Origin of the sequence: Lachnotalea sp. AF33-28 (assembly GCF_003477885.1) — a bacterium.
Taxonomy (GTDB): domain Bacteria; phylum Bacillota; class Clostridia; order Lachnospirales; family Lachnospiraceae; genus AF33-28.
In genome coordinates this window covers 75136-90659 of sequence record NZ_QUEE01000017.1, presented here as the reverse complement: position 1 = coordinate 90659, position 15524 = coordinate 75136, and the positions used below count along the sequence as shown (strand labels likewise).

Here is a 15524-nt window from a genome sequence, read left to right as displayed (position 1 = left end):
TGTTCTTCCGCATGATATTCCTGTCTTACTTAGCGCGCTGTGCAAAACGCTGATATGCTGCGTCGTATACGCTGCAGATCTCATCCACGCGTAATGCTGTCAATGTTTTCTGGAATTCAGCCCATACCGCGTCATCGGCCGGATCAGCTGCACCTGTCATAAATTTCTCTCTGTACTCATCTGCACCTGTTACAAGGTCAGTCTTGATCTGTGAAATTGTGTCATTCTCGTCTGCCGATGTCCATAAGAAGGGCTCCATAGCATTGCTCGGATCCGTATTTGCCCACATAGAGAATGTGGTCTGTCCTCTTTCATCGATCAGAGCGAAGTTGGTCTGTACATCAGTTAAGCCGAAATCAGGCTTTACATATTTTGCAACCGCTGTGCCGGGTACATACTCAGGATCCTTCATGATCTTATCTGTGTAAACTTTCTTGCCGTCCACTACTTCAAAGGTATCCCCTTCGATTCCCCAGCTCATTAAGATCTGTCCTTCTTCAGAGTAAGAGTAGTCAAACAGCTTGCAGATTTCGTCGATCTTTTCTTCACCGGCCTTTGTAATCGCCCATCCGTAAGGCTGTGCGATACGTTTTGCGGTGGAGTTGTATTCCATAATCTTTCCTGCTGCGTTTGCCATATATCCAACGGGAACATATTCGATGTTTTCAGCCTGCTGCTCAACTTCCTGGAATGCGCCGTAGCCATCCACAAAACCGGAAGTCATGTTATTTACGTGATGCTGCATATAAACATCACGGTCCATGGAAAGCACATCGGGATCAAGCAGTCCTTCGGTGGCCAGTTTGTTAAACCATTTCATCGCCTCACGGAATTCCTCTGTGGTGGGGCCGTATACAACCTTGCCGTCTTTCAGCATGAAATCATTGGTTGCGTCAAATCCGTATGCCAGTTTGATCAGCTGCGTGGGGTATCCGCCCAGGCCATAGAATTTCTCGCCTGCGTTGGGAAGCTCGCCTTTATCAAACAGTTCTTTTTCCGCTTTCAGTACCTGATACAGCTCTTCATTGTTAGTCGGAACATCCAGACCGGTTGCTTCCAGCCAATCCTTACGGATCATCAGGCCTTCATAGTAATATTTGTCCAGGGTGATCCAGGGCAGATAGTAGATTGCTCCGTCTTCGCTGGTTACCTGAGCCTTTAAGCGGGGATTCTCATCCAGCAGCTTTTTAAGGTTCGGGATCTTTTCTTCAATGTACTTGGACAGATCGATGATGTTGCCATTGGCGGCATAGTTCATAACATCCTGAGGCGTATACTTATAATACATCGCATCAGGCATGTTCTCGCCAGAAGTCATCAGCATCTGAAACTCTGTTGTGGAATCGGCCGGATTGATCCATTCCGTAGGCACGCCGGTGCGTTTGGAGATTTCCTGAACCGCCATTACGTCCTTGGTGTCCATCTTCATCAGCTCTTCTGTGCCCTTCCATGTCCACATGGTAACAGTCTGTGCCTCAGTACCGGCGCCGGCTGTGGTCTGCTCATCAGCGCCTTTTGTGGTCTCACCGCCAGCGGTGGTACCTGCTGCCTGTGTTTCCTTGTCTCCGCCTTTGGAGCATCCGGCCAGCATAACAACTGCCATGGCCATGATCAGTAACAGTGACAATAATTTTTTCTTCATAGCTTTTCCTCCTGGAAATTTTATAATTTGTGTGGATATCCCCCACGGATTCCCTTATTCTTTGATTGCTCCCATCACGACGCCCTGGGTGAAGTATCTCTGTACAAACGGATATACTACCAGGATCGGCACTGTGGAAACAACCGTCGTCGCCATCTTCAGCGACTTCGCAATCTGGACCGCACCGGCTCCGCCGGCTGCTCCGGACATCTGTGACTGCACGGAATTGACATTGCCCTGAACCAGAACCTCTCTCATATACAGCGCCAGCGGCCACAGATCTCTCTGCTGGGACAGATACAGGTTCGCGCTGAACCATGCGTTCCAGAGTCCCACCGCATAAAACAGGGCGATAACCGCCACCGATGGCAGGGAAAGAGGCAAAATAATCTTTATGAGCACCTTCATGGAGCTGGCCCCATCAATCTGGGCCGATTCCTCCAGTTCCTTCGGAAGGCCCTGGAAATAGGTGCGCATCATCAGCATGTTGTAGGTGGAGATCGCGCCGGGCAGGATCATGACCAGCATGGTTCCGTCTATATCCAAAATCTTGGAAATCAATATGTAACTCGGCATCAGGCCGCCGCTGAAAAACATCGTTACACTGATCAGAAGCATCAATGGTTTCCTGCCCCACAGCTGTGACTTGGACAGCGGATATGCCAGAAGCACCGTAAGCACTACGGACAGTGTTGTTCCCGCCACCACATATATGATGGAGTTGCGGAAGCCGATCCAGATATCACTGCTGGCGATGACCGCCTTATATGCATCCAGGTTGAAGCCCTGGGGCCACAGCATGAAACCTCCGGATTTTGCAATCCCTGCCGGACTGGACAGCGACACCACCACCACGTACCAGAAAGGATATAATGTCGCAACGCAGAGCAGAATCAATATTACGCCTATGGAGCTGTCCAGCACCATATCTTCTGCAGATCTTTTCTTTCTATTTCTGCCAACCATCGTCTTTTACCCCTTTCCTAGAACAGGCTGTTTTCGCCGTCGCTTAGCTTTCTGCTGATGAAGTTTGCCCCCAGCAGGAAGATGAAGTTGATCACCGAGCTGAACAGGCCGACCGCTGTGGAGAAGGAGAACTGCGCCTCCTCGACGCCCTTGCGGTATACGTAATAAACGATATTATCGGAAACTTCGTAAGTAATCGGTCTTGCCAAGTTCATCGTCTTATCCAGGTTGCCCGACATAATGCCGCCCATGGCAAGGATGAACATAATTGTTATCGTGGGCCGGATCGTAGGCAGCGCGATGTGCCACATCTTCTGCAGCCTGCTGGCTCCGTCCAGTTCCGCCGCCTCATACAGGGCCGGCGACACGGCCGTCAGCGCGGACAGGTATATGATGGAACCCCAGCCGATGCCTGCCCATACATCGGACAGCACATAGATAAATCTGTAATACTTTGTTTCATTCAGGAAGTTGATCGGATCTGCCCCGAACATCGCACGCAGGCCGTTGATCGCTCCGTCTGTGGACGCGAAATCAATTACAATACCGCAGATGATGATGATCGATATGAAATGCGGCAGATATGTAATGGTCTGCACCGTCTTCTTGAAATATTTATTCCGCACCTCATTGAGCATCAGCGCCAGTATGATCGGCGCCGGGAAACCTACCACAATGCCCCAGAACGCCAGAACAAACGTGTTGCGGACCAATCTGAAAAAGTAGGGGCTGGCTATAAAATTCTTTATATGCTTCAGTCCCACCCAATCCGCTCCAATGAAGAAATTGTCTCCCGGATGGTAGTTCTGAAAACCGATCACCACTCCGAACATCGGCATATAACAGAACACCACATACCATATAAGCGGAAGGACCAGCATCAGGTAAAGGCCCTTATATCTGTGAATGGAATACCGGAAGCTTAATTTTCCGTTTACGCTTACCGCCGATTTTTTCCCCGCCATTTTCCTATAACCTCGCCTTTCTTGCCGGATTTGCAGCCCGACCCTGTCAGGGCTTTGTGCAATTTATATATCGTTCTCTCTCGACCTGTCATAAGTATATAACAATTCCACAAATAAAAAAATGGCGTTTCCTGATAAAAGGTGGCGTTTCCTGACATCTTTTTTGCTCATTTATGCCGCTTTCAAAAAAATAACAGGCGGTGCATACCTGGCCGCCTGTTTACATATACATTTAAAACAAATAATCCCGCAATATTCCGTCCGTTATCAGGCAGAATTTCCATGCAGTCAACGTAGATACCCAAAAATCATTTGGAATTGTAGTGCAGTTTGGAAAACATCTTTTTATACTGCACAGCGGACATGCCCTCCTGCTTTTTAAACATCTTCATGAAACGCTTTTCATCCTCAAAGCCGATCTGGGGCGCGATCTCCTTGATCTTAAAATTGGTGGTAGTCATCAAAAACTTCGCCCTCTCCATCTGGGTATTGAGGATATACTGTTTTGGCGTAATGCCCATCTCCTGATGGAACAGGCGGACAAAATACTCCGGGCTGTAGCCGAACCGCTCCGCCAGATCGTATACCTGGATATTTTTATACAGGTTTGCCCGTATATAATCCCGAACCTTTTCCATCACATAATTGGGGTCAATCTGCCCGTACCTGCGCATCCTGCGCCGTATGGCTCCGTCCGTCAGCTCATGCAGGATCAGTTCCATTAAAAGATCGCAGTTTTTTCTGCTGCGCACGGCTGTCCTGTCATAGTCCATGAGCTGTTTAAACAGAATCACCAGGCGCTCCAACCCCTCACAGCGAAACTGCTCTTCTAAAAAGATACCGTCAAAAATTCCGCCTTCCATGATATCAATCAGGACGGAACGCACACTGTTTTCGCTGGCGCTGACCACCGCCTTGTCCTGAAACAGAAAATGAAACCAGTAAAAGGAAACCTCTTCCTGTTCGTCCAGGCCGAAGTGCTCCTCTCCCGGCAGCAGAAACAGCGCGTCACCGGCTTTTATCTCAGTCTTTTCTCCGTGTACACTCAAGTGAAATTTTCCCTTGATACACACCATGAGTTCATAGTCATCCAGCACAAACCTGGGATGAGTCCATACTCCGTTCGATACAAACAGCCCGCCGGATACATAGCGGATTCTTCCGTTTTCATTGTTTATGATAAAACGCATCTTTTCATCACTCCGGATTATCTCTTGGCATCCGCTCTGCCGCATCCGCAATCTCACCGAACGGCCGGTGCGGTTCGCTCTGATACCAGTATGCGGTGCTGGAGTAGTCATTGGCCAGCATGTTGCTGTGGCCGTGTTCGATGGTCACGCGGATGGATTTCTGAAAATAAATCGGGTCCTGGATATGCAGGCGATACATACAGTTTTTCCCGCCGTATGGGAAATCATACTTATCCCCGTCAAAATGTGTGATGCCATAGTATGGCGCACAGAACTCCTGTGATGGACCAAAGGCTGTGTTAAAATAGTCCTCGGTTCCGGTGCCGTTTAAGGTGGGCAGTTCATCCCCGTCGATGAAGATCATATCGTCGCCTTCCCCGTACCAGTCGTTGGACTGGCGCTCAAAAACATCGATATTCAGGTTGCAGCCCACATATTTGCCCCTGCCCTCCGCTTCCAGAATCACATAATTGTCCTCTCCGGTCAGATTATTCTTAAGCCAGGCTTTCGGATACCACTTCGGATGTTCGGGCCTTCCGGCCTTCTCACGGTCCAGTATCCCGGGATTTCTCTCCATGGTCGGCTCTGTGCGGCGCACCCTGTGGTACTGGGCATGAAAATAGCCGGTATCCTCTCCCATGCCCGACGGATCGTGCTCTTCATAGTCGATATAGAAATAAAAGTTTACATGGGAATCACAGCCGTTCTCCAGCGTAATCCTGGCCCCTTTGCGAAACGGCATGGGCAGATAGCAGTTCATCCCCCTTCCGTCCTGGGGGCTGAAGGAGAAGGCAGCATTAAAAAAATTCTTCCTCAGCGAACATCCCAGCCCGAAAAAATCCCCCAGGGGCGCCTGGACGCTGGGAGCCTCTTCCCCATCCCAGTACATCCGGATCACCAGCTTGGACAGAGAATACTTCTCCTCTTCCTGGGCTCCCTCATCCTGTGCCAGATGCGTGCACCAGATATGGCGGATCACTCCACATCCCCGAATGTCCGCCAGTGTCTTCGTCTCCCCCGGCTCAAAATCCCACCAGTCATGATTGCCCCCATTCACGTCATAGCTGGAGCATCTCCTGTTCTTATAATCGTTTAATACAAATAATGTGGATAACCCGTTACCTTCATGCATGTGACCGCAAGCCTCCCTTTTCCGGTAGTTATAGACTTCTCATTTACCGACAGGGTATCACACAACCCCACCCCGCGTCAAGAGAAAAGGATGGAAGCGGCGCATCAGTATGGCTGTTTCCGCAAGAGGCAGGCGGGGGGAGGGGCTTATTGGGATCCCTTGAAGCGCGCAGCGGTGCTAACGTCACAAAATACGTGACGTAAGTACCGGCGGGCTTCAAGGGATCCCAATAAGCCCCTCCCCCCGCCTGCCTCTTGCTGCTTTAACGGCTCAATTAACATGTGCGGCTTTCATGGGGGGCTGTAATTTGTAATTTATAATAACCGGGCAGCTCCAGGCATGGTAAGATTTTTCAGATGCGTTATTAGGTAAAATAAAACAGCATCAATAAAGCGGTGGGAGCAGCTAAATTGTCATTCATGGCTAGCGATAACGCAGCGCAAGGCAGGGCAGGGTATGGTCCTCATCGGGATCCCTTGAAGCCCGCTGCAAGGAAGCGCACTGATGTGCGCGCAGGTCATCAACCTAGCGGTTGGTGACAGTCTGCGCGCTTCACGGAGCGAGAGCGCGTCCCGATGAGGATCATACCCTGCCCTGCCTTGCGCGGGAAAATCGGTAACCATGAATAACAACAAGTTACGCCGCTTTAGAGATACTGCTCCAGGTCCCTGCGGTCGTTGGAGTAGCGGAAGGCGTTTTCTCTGGTAATTCTGCCTTTGCGGACCAGCTCGGAGAGATTTCCGTTTAGGGTGTGCATGCCGGAGGCTGCGCCGGACTGCATGGTGGTGTTGAGCTGGTGGCATTTATTTTCCCGTATCAGATTCAGGGCGGCGTCTGTGCCTAAGAGCACCTCGGTGGCGGCGCAGCGGCCGCTCTCATGGGCCAGCGGTATCAGGCACTGGGTGATCACGCCTTTTAAGATGCCGGCTAACTGGGTCCTCACCTGGTTTTGGGCGGCCGGAGGGCAGGCGTCTATGATGCGGTCGATGGTCTGGGCCGCGCCGGTGGTGTGCAGTGTGGACAGCACCAGATGGCCGGTCTCAGCCGCAGTTAAAGCGGCGGAAATCGTTTCATAATCGCGCATCTCCCCCACCAGGATCACGTCAGGGTCCTCCCGCAGGGAGGAACGCAGCGCTTCCGCAAAGTTATGCACATCCTGACCGACCTCGCGCTGGTGGATCAGGGAAAGCTTCGGCCTGTATACATACTCCACCGGGTCTTCGATGGTGATGATGTGCTCAGCCCTGCTGCCATTGATGTAATCGATCATGGCTGCGAGCGTTGTGGACTTTCCGCTTCCTGTGGGCCCGGTCACCAGGATCAGGCCTCTGGGCTGGTCCGCCAGGTTCTTGAGCACCGGGGGCAGATTCAGCTCTTCAAGGGATGGGATATGATCGCTTAACAAACGGATGGTGGCCGCCAGCTTTCCCTGCTGACGGAAGACATTCACACGCTGCCTTCCTCCGTCGGATGCCTGGAGCGCAAAATCCAGATCCGAACCGGCAGACAGCCTCTGCTGCATGGACTCATCCGCCATGGACAAAATCAGCCGCTCGCCCTCCCCTTCTCCGAGGAGAATGCCGCTGTCGGCCAGCCTTCCGTCGATGCGGAATATCACGGACATTCCCGCAGTGATATGGATATCGGAACAGTTCCGATCCCTGGCTGTCAATATAATCTGATCTATCGTATTCATAATTTGCCTTTCTGTCAGGATACAGTTATTGAGCGTTATTGTTCCGAATGATCAGGAATAGAACGCCACCTTGACCAGCTCTTCCACCGTTGTCACTCCCTGGATCAGCAGATCCTCCGCCAGCTCCTTCAGGCTCTTCATTTCCTGAGTCCGCACGGCGTACTCAGTGATTTCCTCCATGGTGGCGCGGCTTGTGATCATTTTCCGGATTTCTTTATCGACGGTCACGATCTCGTGAATGGCAAGACGGCCGCTGTAGCCGGTATTGTTGCAGCGCGGACAGCCTTTGGCACGGTGCACGGTTTTGATATCCAGCCCCAGCATGCGCCTCTCTTCTTCACTTGTTTCCTCCTCCGCACAGCAGTGGGGACATAAGCGGCGCACAAGGCGCTGGGCCACCACACCCACCAGGGAATTGGCGATCAGATAGGGCTCCAGCCCCATATCCACCAGACGGACGATGGAGGACACCGCATTGTTGGTATGAAGGGTGGAAAATACCAGATGGCCGGTGATCGCAGCGCGCACGGAAATGGCGGCTGTCTCCGCATCACGGGTTTCACCCACCATGATGATATCAGGATCCTGGCGCAGCAGGGCGCGCAGTCCGCTGTCAAAGGTCAGCCCGGCAGTGTTGTTTACCTGCATCTGATTCACTCTGGCCAGGTTTTTCTCCACCGGGTCCTCGATGGTGGAGATGTTGACCTGGCGCTTGGCTAAGTGCTCCAGAATCATGTAAAGCGTCGTGGTCTTGCCGGAACCGGTCGGCCCGGTCAGATAGATGATGCCGTTGGGCGAGCGCAGCATTTCCTGGAACCTTCGGTAGGTCTTTATATCCATGCCGTACTGATCGGCATGGGCGATCACCGAGTTGCTGGAGAGAAGCCGGAGCACCGCCTTCTCACCGAATACGGTGGGAATGACAGAAACACGGACGTTTACGTTCTCTCCCTCCAGGCGGATCCGGAAATGGCCGTCCTGAGGGATGCGCTTCTCCGCGATATCTAAATTGGACATGATCTTAATGCGGGCGATCAGAGACGGATGCAGCGAGCGCTGCAGCGTCACATAATCCACGATGGTGCCGTCGATACGCATGCGAACCAGCGTCTTGTCCTCAAAAGGTTCGATATGGATATCGCTGGCATTGGTGTTGTAACCGCGGTCCAACAGGCTGTTTAACAGCTTGATGATCGGCGCGTCGCCGTCGCCTTCCTCCACCTCCAGCGCCAGCTCTTCCACCTCTGACTGGCTGCTCTGGTTGGCGTTTTTAGCTGCTGCCCTGGCGCCCACCTCTGAATAATAATAGTCCATAGCGCGGGTCAGCGGAGCCAGCTCCGATAAAAGCACCTGCAGTTCCATGCCGGTCAGCTGTCGGATATCCTCCAGGCCGTAAAAATTCAGCGGATCATTGGTGGCGACAGTCAGCACCCTGCCCTCTATTCCGATGGCCAGGATATTGTATTTCACAGCCAGCTGCCTTGGTATCTTCTCCACAGCCTCCACATTTACCTGATACTGGGTTAAGTCCACCTGTTTTTGGCCCAGCCTCTGGGCCAGCGCCTCCAGCATCTGTTTTTCCGTGATAAAACCCAGCTCGATCAGGATGCTGCCAAGACGTTTTCCTCTGTTTTCACGCTGGTATTCCAGCGCCTTCTGAAGCTGCGCCTCTGTTATATAACCATATTCTTTTAATACTTCACCTATCGGAATATTTTTCACGGTTAGCCTCGTTTCTATTTTCTGTTTATTTATAACACATATACATCTCCATATTCAGCGTCAGCGTGGAGGCTGTATATGCTTCCTGATCTTCTCCAAGATAGATCTTCTCCCCCTCCGCTATGCTGTAGGCGGTCACCCGCAGCGCCGGGTAGCCGTCGATCACGCTGTCAAGCAGGCGGCGGATATCCTCCGCGCTGCCGATGGCCTTTACCGAAATATCCGCCGTATAGACATCTCCGGCATAGGTCTTTGCTCCTTCTTCTCCTGCAGCCGCGTTTAAGAGCGCCTTGTCCGATGCGAAATACGGCGTTATACCGCGCAGGGACGGCGTGACGGATACGGTAAAGTCCCTTGCCGTCAGACCATAGTCAAATACCATCCCCGTAATCATCTTATCGATCTCCTGGTTTTCGGTCATCGGATAGAAATCCGCCACCAGACCGGCCCGTTCCTCTTCGTAAAGGACTGCGGTCTTTTCATAGGATAGCAGCATGGTAAGTTCCATCTCCATCGCGTCCCTGTCCGCTTCGGCAAATGCGATCGACTCCTCCAGCTCGCTTTTTTTATCCAGCAACGGAAGGATTCCCAGCATAATAAATCCCATCACAATCAGAAATACGGCCAGTATCTTCAGCAGAGCCTTATCCCGGTCTGTCAGTTTTGTTGTTATAGTCATGGTTTCCCTCACTTTCCCGCCGACTCATCCAGATAACAGCTCACGTGGATGCGGTATCCTTCCTCTTCATTCTGATAACCGTATCCCGAATATTCCACATTGGCGAATATGTCCAGCACCCGCAGCTTATCGATGAACTCATTGATGCGGGCCGCATCCGCGGCGTTAGCCATAAACTGGAAGCTGCCGGTCTCCGCCTGATAACTGGTGATGGTAATGCCCACCTGATCTGTGCCGCAGTCCCGGATCGCATTCACCACCTGGCTGTTAGCCCTGGGATAAGACTGAATGGATTCCCAGGCATCCCTGTCTGCCGCAATATAAGCGGCCAGCAGGCTGTTGGTCTGCCTAAGCTCCTGCGCTTTCTCATAGCCGGCCAGATTCTGTGCGTCGTTCAGGTACGCGTTGATCTCATCCAGTTTCTTTCCGAGAGAATAGTTCTGCAGATATAAAAATGCGGTCACACCGCCCAGCACCGCTATGAGTATGAGATACGGCACCGCGGCTATGGCGGCCTTTTTCCTGGATGCCCTGGCCTTCGGGTTTTCCCGGTAACGGCTGTAGAGGTTCATCGCCTTCCGGTCAGACAGCAGGTTTCCGGCCGGATACACAAAATCACAGAGGACCGGCTGTGCCTCGGCCCTGTTCTCGATCCATGCGTTGGAGGCTGAGGGAAGGCTGATGTTATCCGCCTGCGGCAATATCCCGACATTGAGCTTTACCGGAGTAGAACCGGCGCCCTGCAGGTTCAGCACGCGTGCGCTCTCCATACAGATGCTTAGATCCTGTTCGGTAAATCCGCCCATATAGACATCCGTAATCGCGAAGCCGCTCTTTTCAGACAGATTGAACTGTACCATGGCGCTGATATTTCTGGCCGTTTCCATCGCAAATTCCGGACTGCCGTGCTCGCTGAATATACGGGACCTGTTTGAATGCACATAGCTGCCATTCACCATAAGGGTGCTGACCAGGTTATCGCCGTCTAAAAGCTGCACGATACAGGTCCTGCCCTTTATAGCAGGATGAGCCTGCAGCAGACGGATCTGGCTGTAGAGGGCCGGAACTACGGATACGATCTGTATCCCCAGCTGTTCAAACAGCTTTACATAGCCGTCCACAAAGCTCCTCTCGGCCGCTGTTCCCAGCACCTTCATCATCTTGTTTCCGCTGTCTTTTTCCAGCTCCATATAATCGTAGATCAGATCCTGGCGGTCACGCAGATCCGCGAATTCCTTCTGCACCACTTCGCGGGCCTTTTTATCGCCAAGTATGGGGATGGAAAATACCCTGGTCATGAACTGGGTGCTGTCGATCACCAGCGATACCTGTTTTCTGGGCAGATGATGTTCGTCCCAGATCCGGCCGACCGCATCCAAAAGCTCCGGTTCACCGGTAATGACGCCGTTGATCAGGCATCCCTCCCCCAGCTCCCTGCTATAGAGCTTCTTTACAGCAGCTTTGCTGCTGCCGCCCGTTCCGGTCAGGATCTGTATATTATTGTTGGATAGATAGACTGATGTGATCATCGATTGCCTCCCGAATCATAGTTTAGTAGTTCGCGCCGTTCTCTATAGTGGAATATCCGTCGAATACCGGCATCATAACCGCAATAATTACAAAGCCGATAATCACGCCCATCACGATGATCAGGACCGGCTCCAGCATCGCGGTCATCCTGGCGATCGCCATCTCCGAATCGTACTCCAGCGCATCCGCGATGACATTGAGCATTTCATCCAGGCTGCCGGTCTCCTCCCCCACCATGATGGAGGATGCCAGCTTATTCACAAATCCGTCCACCGCCGCCAGCGACTTGGAGAGGGATTCTCCGGTGCGCACGGAGTAAATCACTTCATCAAACTGTGATTCTATGTATTTGTTGCCCACCGTATGCTTTCCGATCTGCAAAGCGGTGACGATCGGGATACCGCTGCTGTAGAGAGAGCTTAAAGTCCGGGCAAACCTGGCTGTATAAACCACTTTTAAAAGCTTGCCGATCACAGGAATCTTCAGCTTCATCCTGTCCTTTTGGAGGGCCACATCCGGTATGCGGAACACCACGGAAAAAAAGACGGCCGCAGCGGCCACCGCCGCCAGGATCACAGGCCAGTGATTCGTCAGCGCATCGCTGATCCCAAGCACAACCACGGTAGGAAGCGGCAGTTCTTCCAGCGAAGCAAATATATCGGCAAACTGCGGGATAATATAAACCACTACAAAGATCAGCACCACAATGATCATACAGATCAGAATTGCCGGATACACCATCGCATTTTTCACCTTGCTGTTGAGACGGTGATCCTTGTCAAAATGCTCCGCCATGCGCTTGGAAGTCTGATCCAGGCTTCCGCTGGCCTCGGCGGAACGGATCATGTTGATCAAAAGCTCCGGAAACGCGCCCTGCTGCTGTTCCATCGCATCGGACAGCGGGATGCCCTGGCGGATCAGCCGCAGCACATCCTCATACACTTTTTTCGGACCAGGCTTCAGGTTCTGATCCTGAGCGATGATATTCAGCGCACGCACGAGGGAAACTCCTGCCCCCAGCAGTGTTCCGAGCTGCCTGCAGAAATCGGACAGCTGCGCCGGCTTCATCTTTCTCACAGACCGGGCGTCCTGTTTCAGCGAACTGGTAATCAAAAACTGGCCCCCTGCCCGAAGCTTCTCATAGAGTTCATTTTCATCGGCGGCTTCCGCCATCCCTCTGACGGATTTCCCGTTTTCTGCCTTTGCCGTATACTTATATAATGCCAAGCCATTCACCTCTTTCAGATAATGAAGCTGAAATACCATTTTAGAATCGCCTGCCCCCAGAAAACGGAAACAGCCATCCCCACACATAGAAAGGGGCCGAAGGCAAAGTGGTCTTTTCTGTCCTTTTTCCTGGCCGCAAGCAGATAGATGCCGTATATGCCTCCGGTCACAATCGCGAGGAAAGCGGCCAGATAGCTTAACTGCCAGCCCAATATAAGACCGCAGGCCGCCATCAGTTTTATATCGCCGCCGCCAAATGCCCCCGGAATAAGCAGGGTCATCACAAGCAGCGGTACGCTAACGGAAAATATTCCGATTATTCTCGAAGTCAATGAGATCTCCGGAAAGAAAGGGATGGATGCAAGCCCGCATACTGCCGCGGCCAGCACCAGGCCGTTAGGGATCTCCATCGTATCCAGATCGATAAAAGCCACCGCCGTTAGAACTGCCAGAAACAAAAAAATCAGAACCGGCTGTACGGAAAAATGAAACACCCCGTCGGTGACATTTCCAAAACAGTACATGCAGAAAACGGCGGATATGCCTCCCAGCAATTCCACCAGAGGGTAGCGCGGTGAAATCTTAGCCCCGCAGTACCTGCATCTGCCGCGCAGGAACAGATAGCTGAATACCGGTACCATATCCCGGCCCTTCAGCGGATTTTTACAGGACGGACAAAAGCTGCGGCCGCCCGCAAAGGATATTTTTTTCGGAACGCGGTAGATCACCACGTTTAAAAATGAAAAAAAACACATTCCGAATATGAAAAGCAGAATCCAGAGTAAAATTACGAGTATTTGAATCATGCATTCTCCCGATGTCCGCACTAAACTGCGCGGGCTCCTTTTGTACCGATGCCGCCGAAGCGATGCATCCGGAGCCCGCTGCCAGTCAGTGTACAATCATATGATTTGTCTTGTATACATTCCAATGCTCCCCGTCCTCATCCAGAGTATATACCGCCACAAAGGATTTCTCCCTGTAAGCCATGCTCCGGATCTCGCCGGCCGCCGGACCGTACTGCAGGAGATAGATTTCTCCCGGACATTCCGCCAGTTCGGCCACCTTTTCCTCCACACCCTTCGCAAATCCATTGGGCATGGACTGATCCTGAAAAGGGCTGCCATTGGCATAGCAGTCCAATGAGGTCACATAAGCCGCCAGCCTGGCGGTCTTGGCTTCCGTCAGAACCGCCCGGGCATCGGCTTTGTTTATGTAATACCACGCAGTGGGCGCAATCACTGCGGTCAGGATCAGAAGGACGAGGCAGGTGAGGAGGAGTTCGATGAGGGTGTAGCCTGCATTATGCTTTAAATGTCTTCGTACTGTACGGGCACACATCGGCTATTAGCGGACAATATCGTATGTCGGAGTTTCAATTGTTACCGAATCAGCCTTCACTACCTCATTCCAAACACCGTTAGTATAAGTCACACCGTAACTGCCATTTTTATAAGCAAAATCTGTAATCTTATTGGATGCATCGAACTTGATACCATATTTTATCACTCCACTGCCTGATACAGTACCGATTTCCGCGAGCTTATCGATCTGAGCAATTGCTGTGGCCTCATCAATCGTTTTGCCATAATACTCCGACAGTGTACTCTGTGCCGCCATCAACGTCATTCTCGCCTCAGCGATCACCTTTTTCTCATTCGCCTTATCGATATACCCTGTCAGTGTAGGGATCAGGATTGCCGCCAGAATCGCCAAAATAACCAGCACGACGATCAGCTCAACAAGTGTAAAACCTTTCTTGTTTTCTTTTGCCTTTTTGATTCTTTCCATTAACTTCATAATAGATTCTCCTTTTCTTTTATCTAATGCGGTCATTGCCGCGTTAGTTCTGATGTGTACTGCCGTTTCGCCATGCTTAGTAAATGCACGGATATCCGGCCATATTTATTATGTCAAAGCAGATACGAAAGCTGCGCCTGCCTATTCTCCCATCTGCCGTTTGACCTCTCTTTCAGCAAGGCCGCCGCCACATCTCTTGCTGACGCACAGCCCGCATGCCGGCGGATGTAAGCCCCATGTTACGGGCTATCCGCTCCGCATTTTATGTCATCCGCGTCCAGGTCGATGCACTCCGCATAGGTTTCCACCTTCTGCGAATACACGCCCTCCGCGGAAAATACCTCCAGATATATTTTTATCAGGCTGGTGTTTTCCACCCGTTCAAAGGCGAGGCTGATCCGGTTCCCTTTATACATCCCGGCGCCCAGATACCATTCGGTCTTAGGGTAAAGGATTTCGGAATCTTCATCATCGCTGCGTATTTCCTGATAAGTGAGCAGCAGACCTCTTTCTTCATCGGCGTTCATCCTGACACGGTTGCCAGTATCGTCACTGTATTCCACGCTGCTATAGACGCCTTCCTGACCGGGAATGGGATCGGATAAAATCAGATCCCCGCCCTCATAGCCCGATGCATAGCTAAGCTCATCCACAACCTTTTCCAGCACCACGCTGCTGATGTCGTGTATGCGGTTCATATTGATGATCCGCAGATATACATTGGTAAACGAAGGCACCAGCGCAAGCGCGGCTGTCATGAATATGGCTGCCAGCGCAAAGGATACGATCAGCTCCACCAGGGTAACTCCCTGTCTGCCGGCCAGGATGTGCCGGTGTGTTCTAAGTCCTCCCCGCGGCCATGACGCGCCGCGGCATTTTCCCAGCATTTCTTCTATTCTCTTTTGCCGGCTGCCGGCCATGCTGCCACCTCCCCTGCTCTGCCGCACCCATACCTTGCTCATGCGGCGGGGCGCT

The 15524-nt window shown here is 51.9% G+C and carries 14 protein-coding genes; all 14 read right to left on the bottom strand.

The features are described 5' to 3' along the window. Nucleotides 1-25: 25 nt before the first annotated feature. The 14 genes from DWZ56_RS19495 to DWZ56_RS19430 all read right to left on the bottom strand — a co-directional run bounded on the left by DWZ56_RS19495 (nt 26) and on the right by DWZ56_RS19430 (nt 15469). Complete coding sequence (locus DWZ56_RS19495) at nt 26-1642, bottom strand: extracellular solute-binding protein (protein WP_118558272.1); 1617 nt, start codon at nt 1640-1642, stop codon at nt 26-28. 54 nt (nt 1643-1696) lie between these two features. Next, nucleotides 1697-2608 carry a carbohydrate ABC transporter permease gene (locus DWZ56_RS19490; RefSeq protein WP_199679627.1) on the bottom strand — a complete coding sequence of 304 codons (912 nt, stop codon included), beginning with the start codon at nt 2606-2608 and terminating at the stop codon, nt 1697-1699. Nucleotides 2609-2625: 17 nt separating this feature from the next. Then, nucleotides 2626-3573, bottom strand: coding sequence for an ABC transporter permease (locus DWZ56_RS19485; RefSeq protein WP_118558271.1), 948 nt, complete (start codon nt 3571-3573; stop codon nt 2626-2628). Nucleotides 3574-3881: 308 nt separating this feature from the next. Then, nucleotides 3882-4763, bottom strand: a complete 882-nt coding sequence (locus DWZ56_RS19480; protein ID WP_158584666.1) for a helix-turn-helix transcriptional regulator — start codon at nt 4761-4763, stop codon at nt 3882-3884. Nucleotides 4764-4770: 7 nt separating this feature from the next. Continuing rightward, a complete protein-coding gene (locus DWZ56_RS19475; protein WP_118558269.1) occupies nt 4771-5895 on the bottom strand; it encodes a glycoside hydrolase family 172 protein in 1125 nt (374 codons plus the stop codon). A gap of 646 nt (nt 5896-6541) precedes the next feature. Beyond that, nucleotides 6542-7591: a type IV pilus twitching motility protein PilT gene (locus tag DWZ56_RS19470; RefSeq protein ID WP_118558268.1), complete on the bottom strand. Its 1050-nt coding sequence runs from the start codon at nt 7589-7591 to the stop codon at nt 6542-6544. Nucleotides 7592-7642: 51 nt separating this feature from the next. Beyond that, the gene (locus DWZ56_RS19465; RefSeq protein ID WP_118558267.1) at nt 7643-9313 is read right to left on the bottom strand and encodes a GspE/PulE family protein; all 1671 of its coding nucleotides are present in this window, start codon (nt 9311-9313) and stop codon (nt 7643-7645) included. Nucleotides 9314-9338: 25 nt separating this feature from the next. Continuing rightward, nucleotides 9339-9992: a hypothetical protein gene (locus DWZ56_RS19460; RefSeq protein ID WP_118558266.1), complete on the bottom strand. Its 654-nt coding sequence runs from the start codon at nt 9990-9992 to the stop codon at nt 9339-9341. Nucleotides 9993-10000: 8 nt separating this feature from the next. After that, nucleotides 10001-11521: a hypothetical protein gene (locus DWZ56_RS19455; RefSeq protein WP_118558265.1), complete on the bottom strand. Its 1521-nt coding sequence runs from the start codon at nt 11519-11521 to the stop codon at nt 10001-10003. Between the two features lie 22 nt (nt 11522-11543). Next, nucleotides 11544-12788, bottom strand: a complete 1245-nt coding sequence (locus DWZ56_RS19450; RefSeq protein ID WP_243095380.1) for a type II secretion system F family protein — start codon at nt 12786-12788, stop codon at nt 11544-11546. Continuing rightward, nucleotides 12764-13555, bottom strand: a complete 792-nt coding sequence (locus DWZ56_RS19445) for a prepilin peptidase (protein WP_118558264.1) — start codon at nt 13553-13555, stop codon at nt 12764-12766. The genes DWZ56_RS19450 and DWZ56_RS19445 overlap by 25 nt, the downstream gene beginning before the upstream one ends. Before the next feature lie 85 nt (nt 13556-13640). Further along, the gene (locus DWZ56_RS19440; RefSeq protein WP_118558263.1) at nt 13641-14090 is read right to left on the bottom strand and encodes a prepilin-type N-terminal cleavage/methylation domain-containing protein; all 450 of its coding nucleotides are present in this window, start codon (nt 14088-14090) and stop codon (nt 13641-13643) included. A gap of 6 nt (nt 14091-14096) precedes the next feature. After that, the gene (locus DWZ56_RS19435) at nt 14097-14549 is read right to left on the bottom strand and encodes a prepilin-type N-terminal cleavage/methylation domain-containing protein (RefSeq protein WP_118558262.1); all 453 of its coding nucleotides are present in this window, start codon (nt 14547-14549) and stop codon (nt 14097-14099) included. Between the two features lie 239 nt (nt 14550-14788). Then, entirely contained in the window at nt 14789-15469 is a 681-nt protein-coding gene (locus tag DWZ56_RS19430; RefSeq protein ID WP_158584665.1) for a pilus assembly FimT family protein, read from the bottom strand. Between the last annotated feature and the right edge of the window lie 55 nt (nt 15470-15524).

What these genes read in the sequence shown, in the direction of transcription:
- DWZ56_RS19460 (WP_118558266.1), bottom strand. Translation starts at nt 9,992, where the DNA reads ATGACTATAACAACAAAACTGACAGACCGGGATAAGGCTCTGCTGAAG.
- DWZ56_RS19475 (WP_118558269.1), bottom strand. Translation starts at nt 5,895, where the DNA reads ATGCATGAAGGTAACGGGTTATCCACATTATTTGTATTAAACGATTAT.
- DWZ56_RS19470 (WP_118558268.1), bottom strand. Translation starts at nt 7,591, where the DNA reads ATGAATACGATAGATCAGATTATATTGACAGCCAGGGATCGGAACTGT.
- DWZ56_RS19480 (WP_158584666.1), bottom strand. Translation starts at nt 4,763, where the DNA reads ATGCGTTTTATCATAAACAATGAAAACGGAAGAATCCGCTATGTATCC.
- DWZ56_RS19455 (WP_118558265.1), bottom strand. Translation starts at nt 11,521, where the DNA reads ATGATCACATCAGTCTATCTATCCAACAATAATATACAGATCCTGACC.
- DWZ56_RS19490 (WP_199679627.1), bottom strand. Translation starts at nt 2,608, where the DNA reads ATGGTTGGCAGAAATAGAAAGAAAAGATCTGCAGAAGATATGGTGCTG.
- DWZ56_RS19435 (WP_118558262.1), bottom strand. Translation starts at nt 14,549, where the DNA reads ATGAAGTTAATGGAAAGAATCAAAAAGGCAAAAGAAAACAAGAAAGGT.
- DWZ56_RS19485 (WP_118558271.1), bottom strand. Translation starts at nt 3,573, where the DNA reads ATGGCGGGGAAAAAATCGGCGGTAAGCGTAAACGGAAAATTAAGCTTC.
- DWZ56_RS19430 (WP_158584665.1), bottom strand. Translation starts at nt 15,469, where the DNA reads ATGGCCGGCAGCCGGCAAAAGAGAATAGAAGAAATGCTGGGAAAATGC.
- DWZ56_RS19495 (WP_118558272.1), bottom strand. Translation starts at nt 1,642, where the DNA reads ATGAAGAAAAAATTATTGTCACTGTTACTGATCATGGCCATGGCAGTT.
- DWZ56_RS19450 (WP_243095380.1), bottom strand. Translation starts at nt 12,788, where the DNA reads ATGGTATTTCAGCTTCATTATCTGAAAGAGGTGAATGGCTTGGCATTA.
- DWZ56_RS19440 (WP_118558263.1), bottom strand. Translation starts at nt 14,090, where the DNA reads ATGTGTGCCCGTACAGTACGAAGACATTTAAAGCATAATGCAGGCTAC.
- DWZ56_RS19445 (WP_118558264.1), bottom strand. Translation starts at nt 13,555, where the DNA reads ATGATTCAAATACTCGTAATTTTACTCTGGATTCTGCTTTTCATATTC.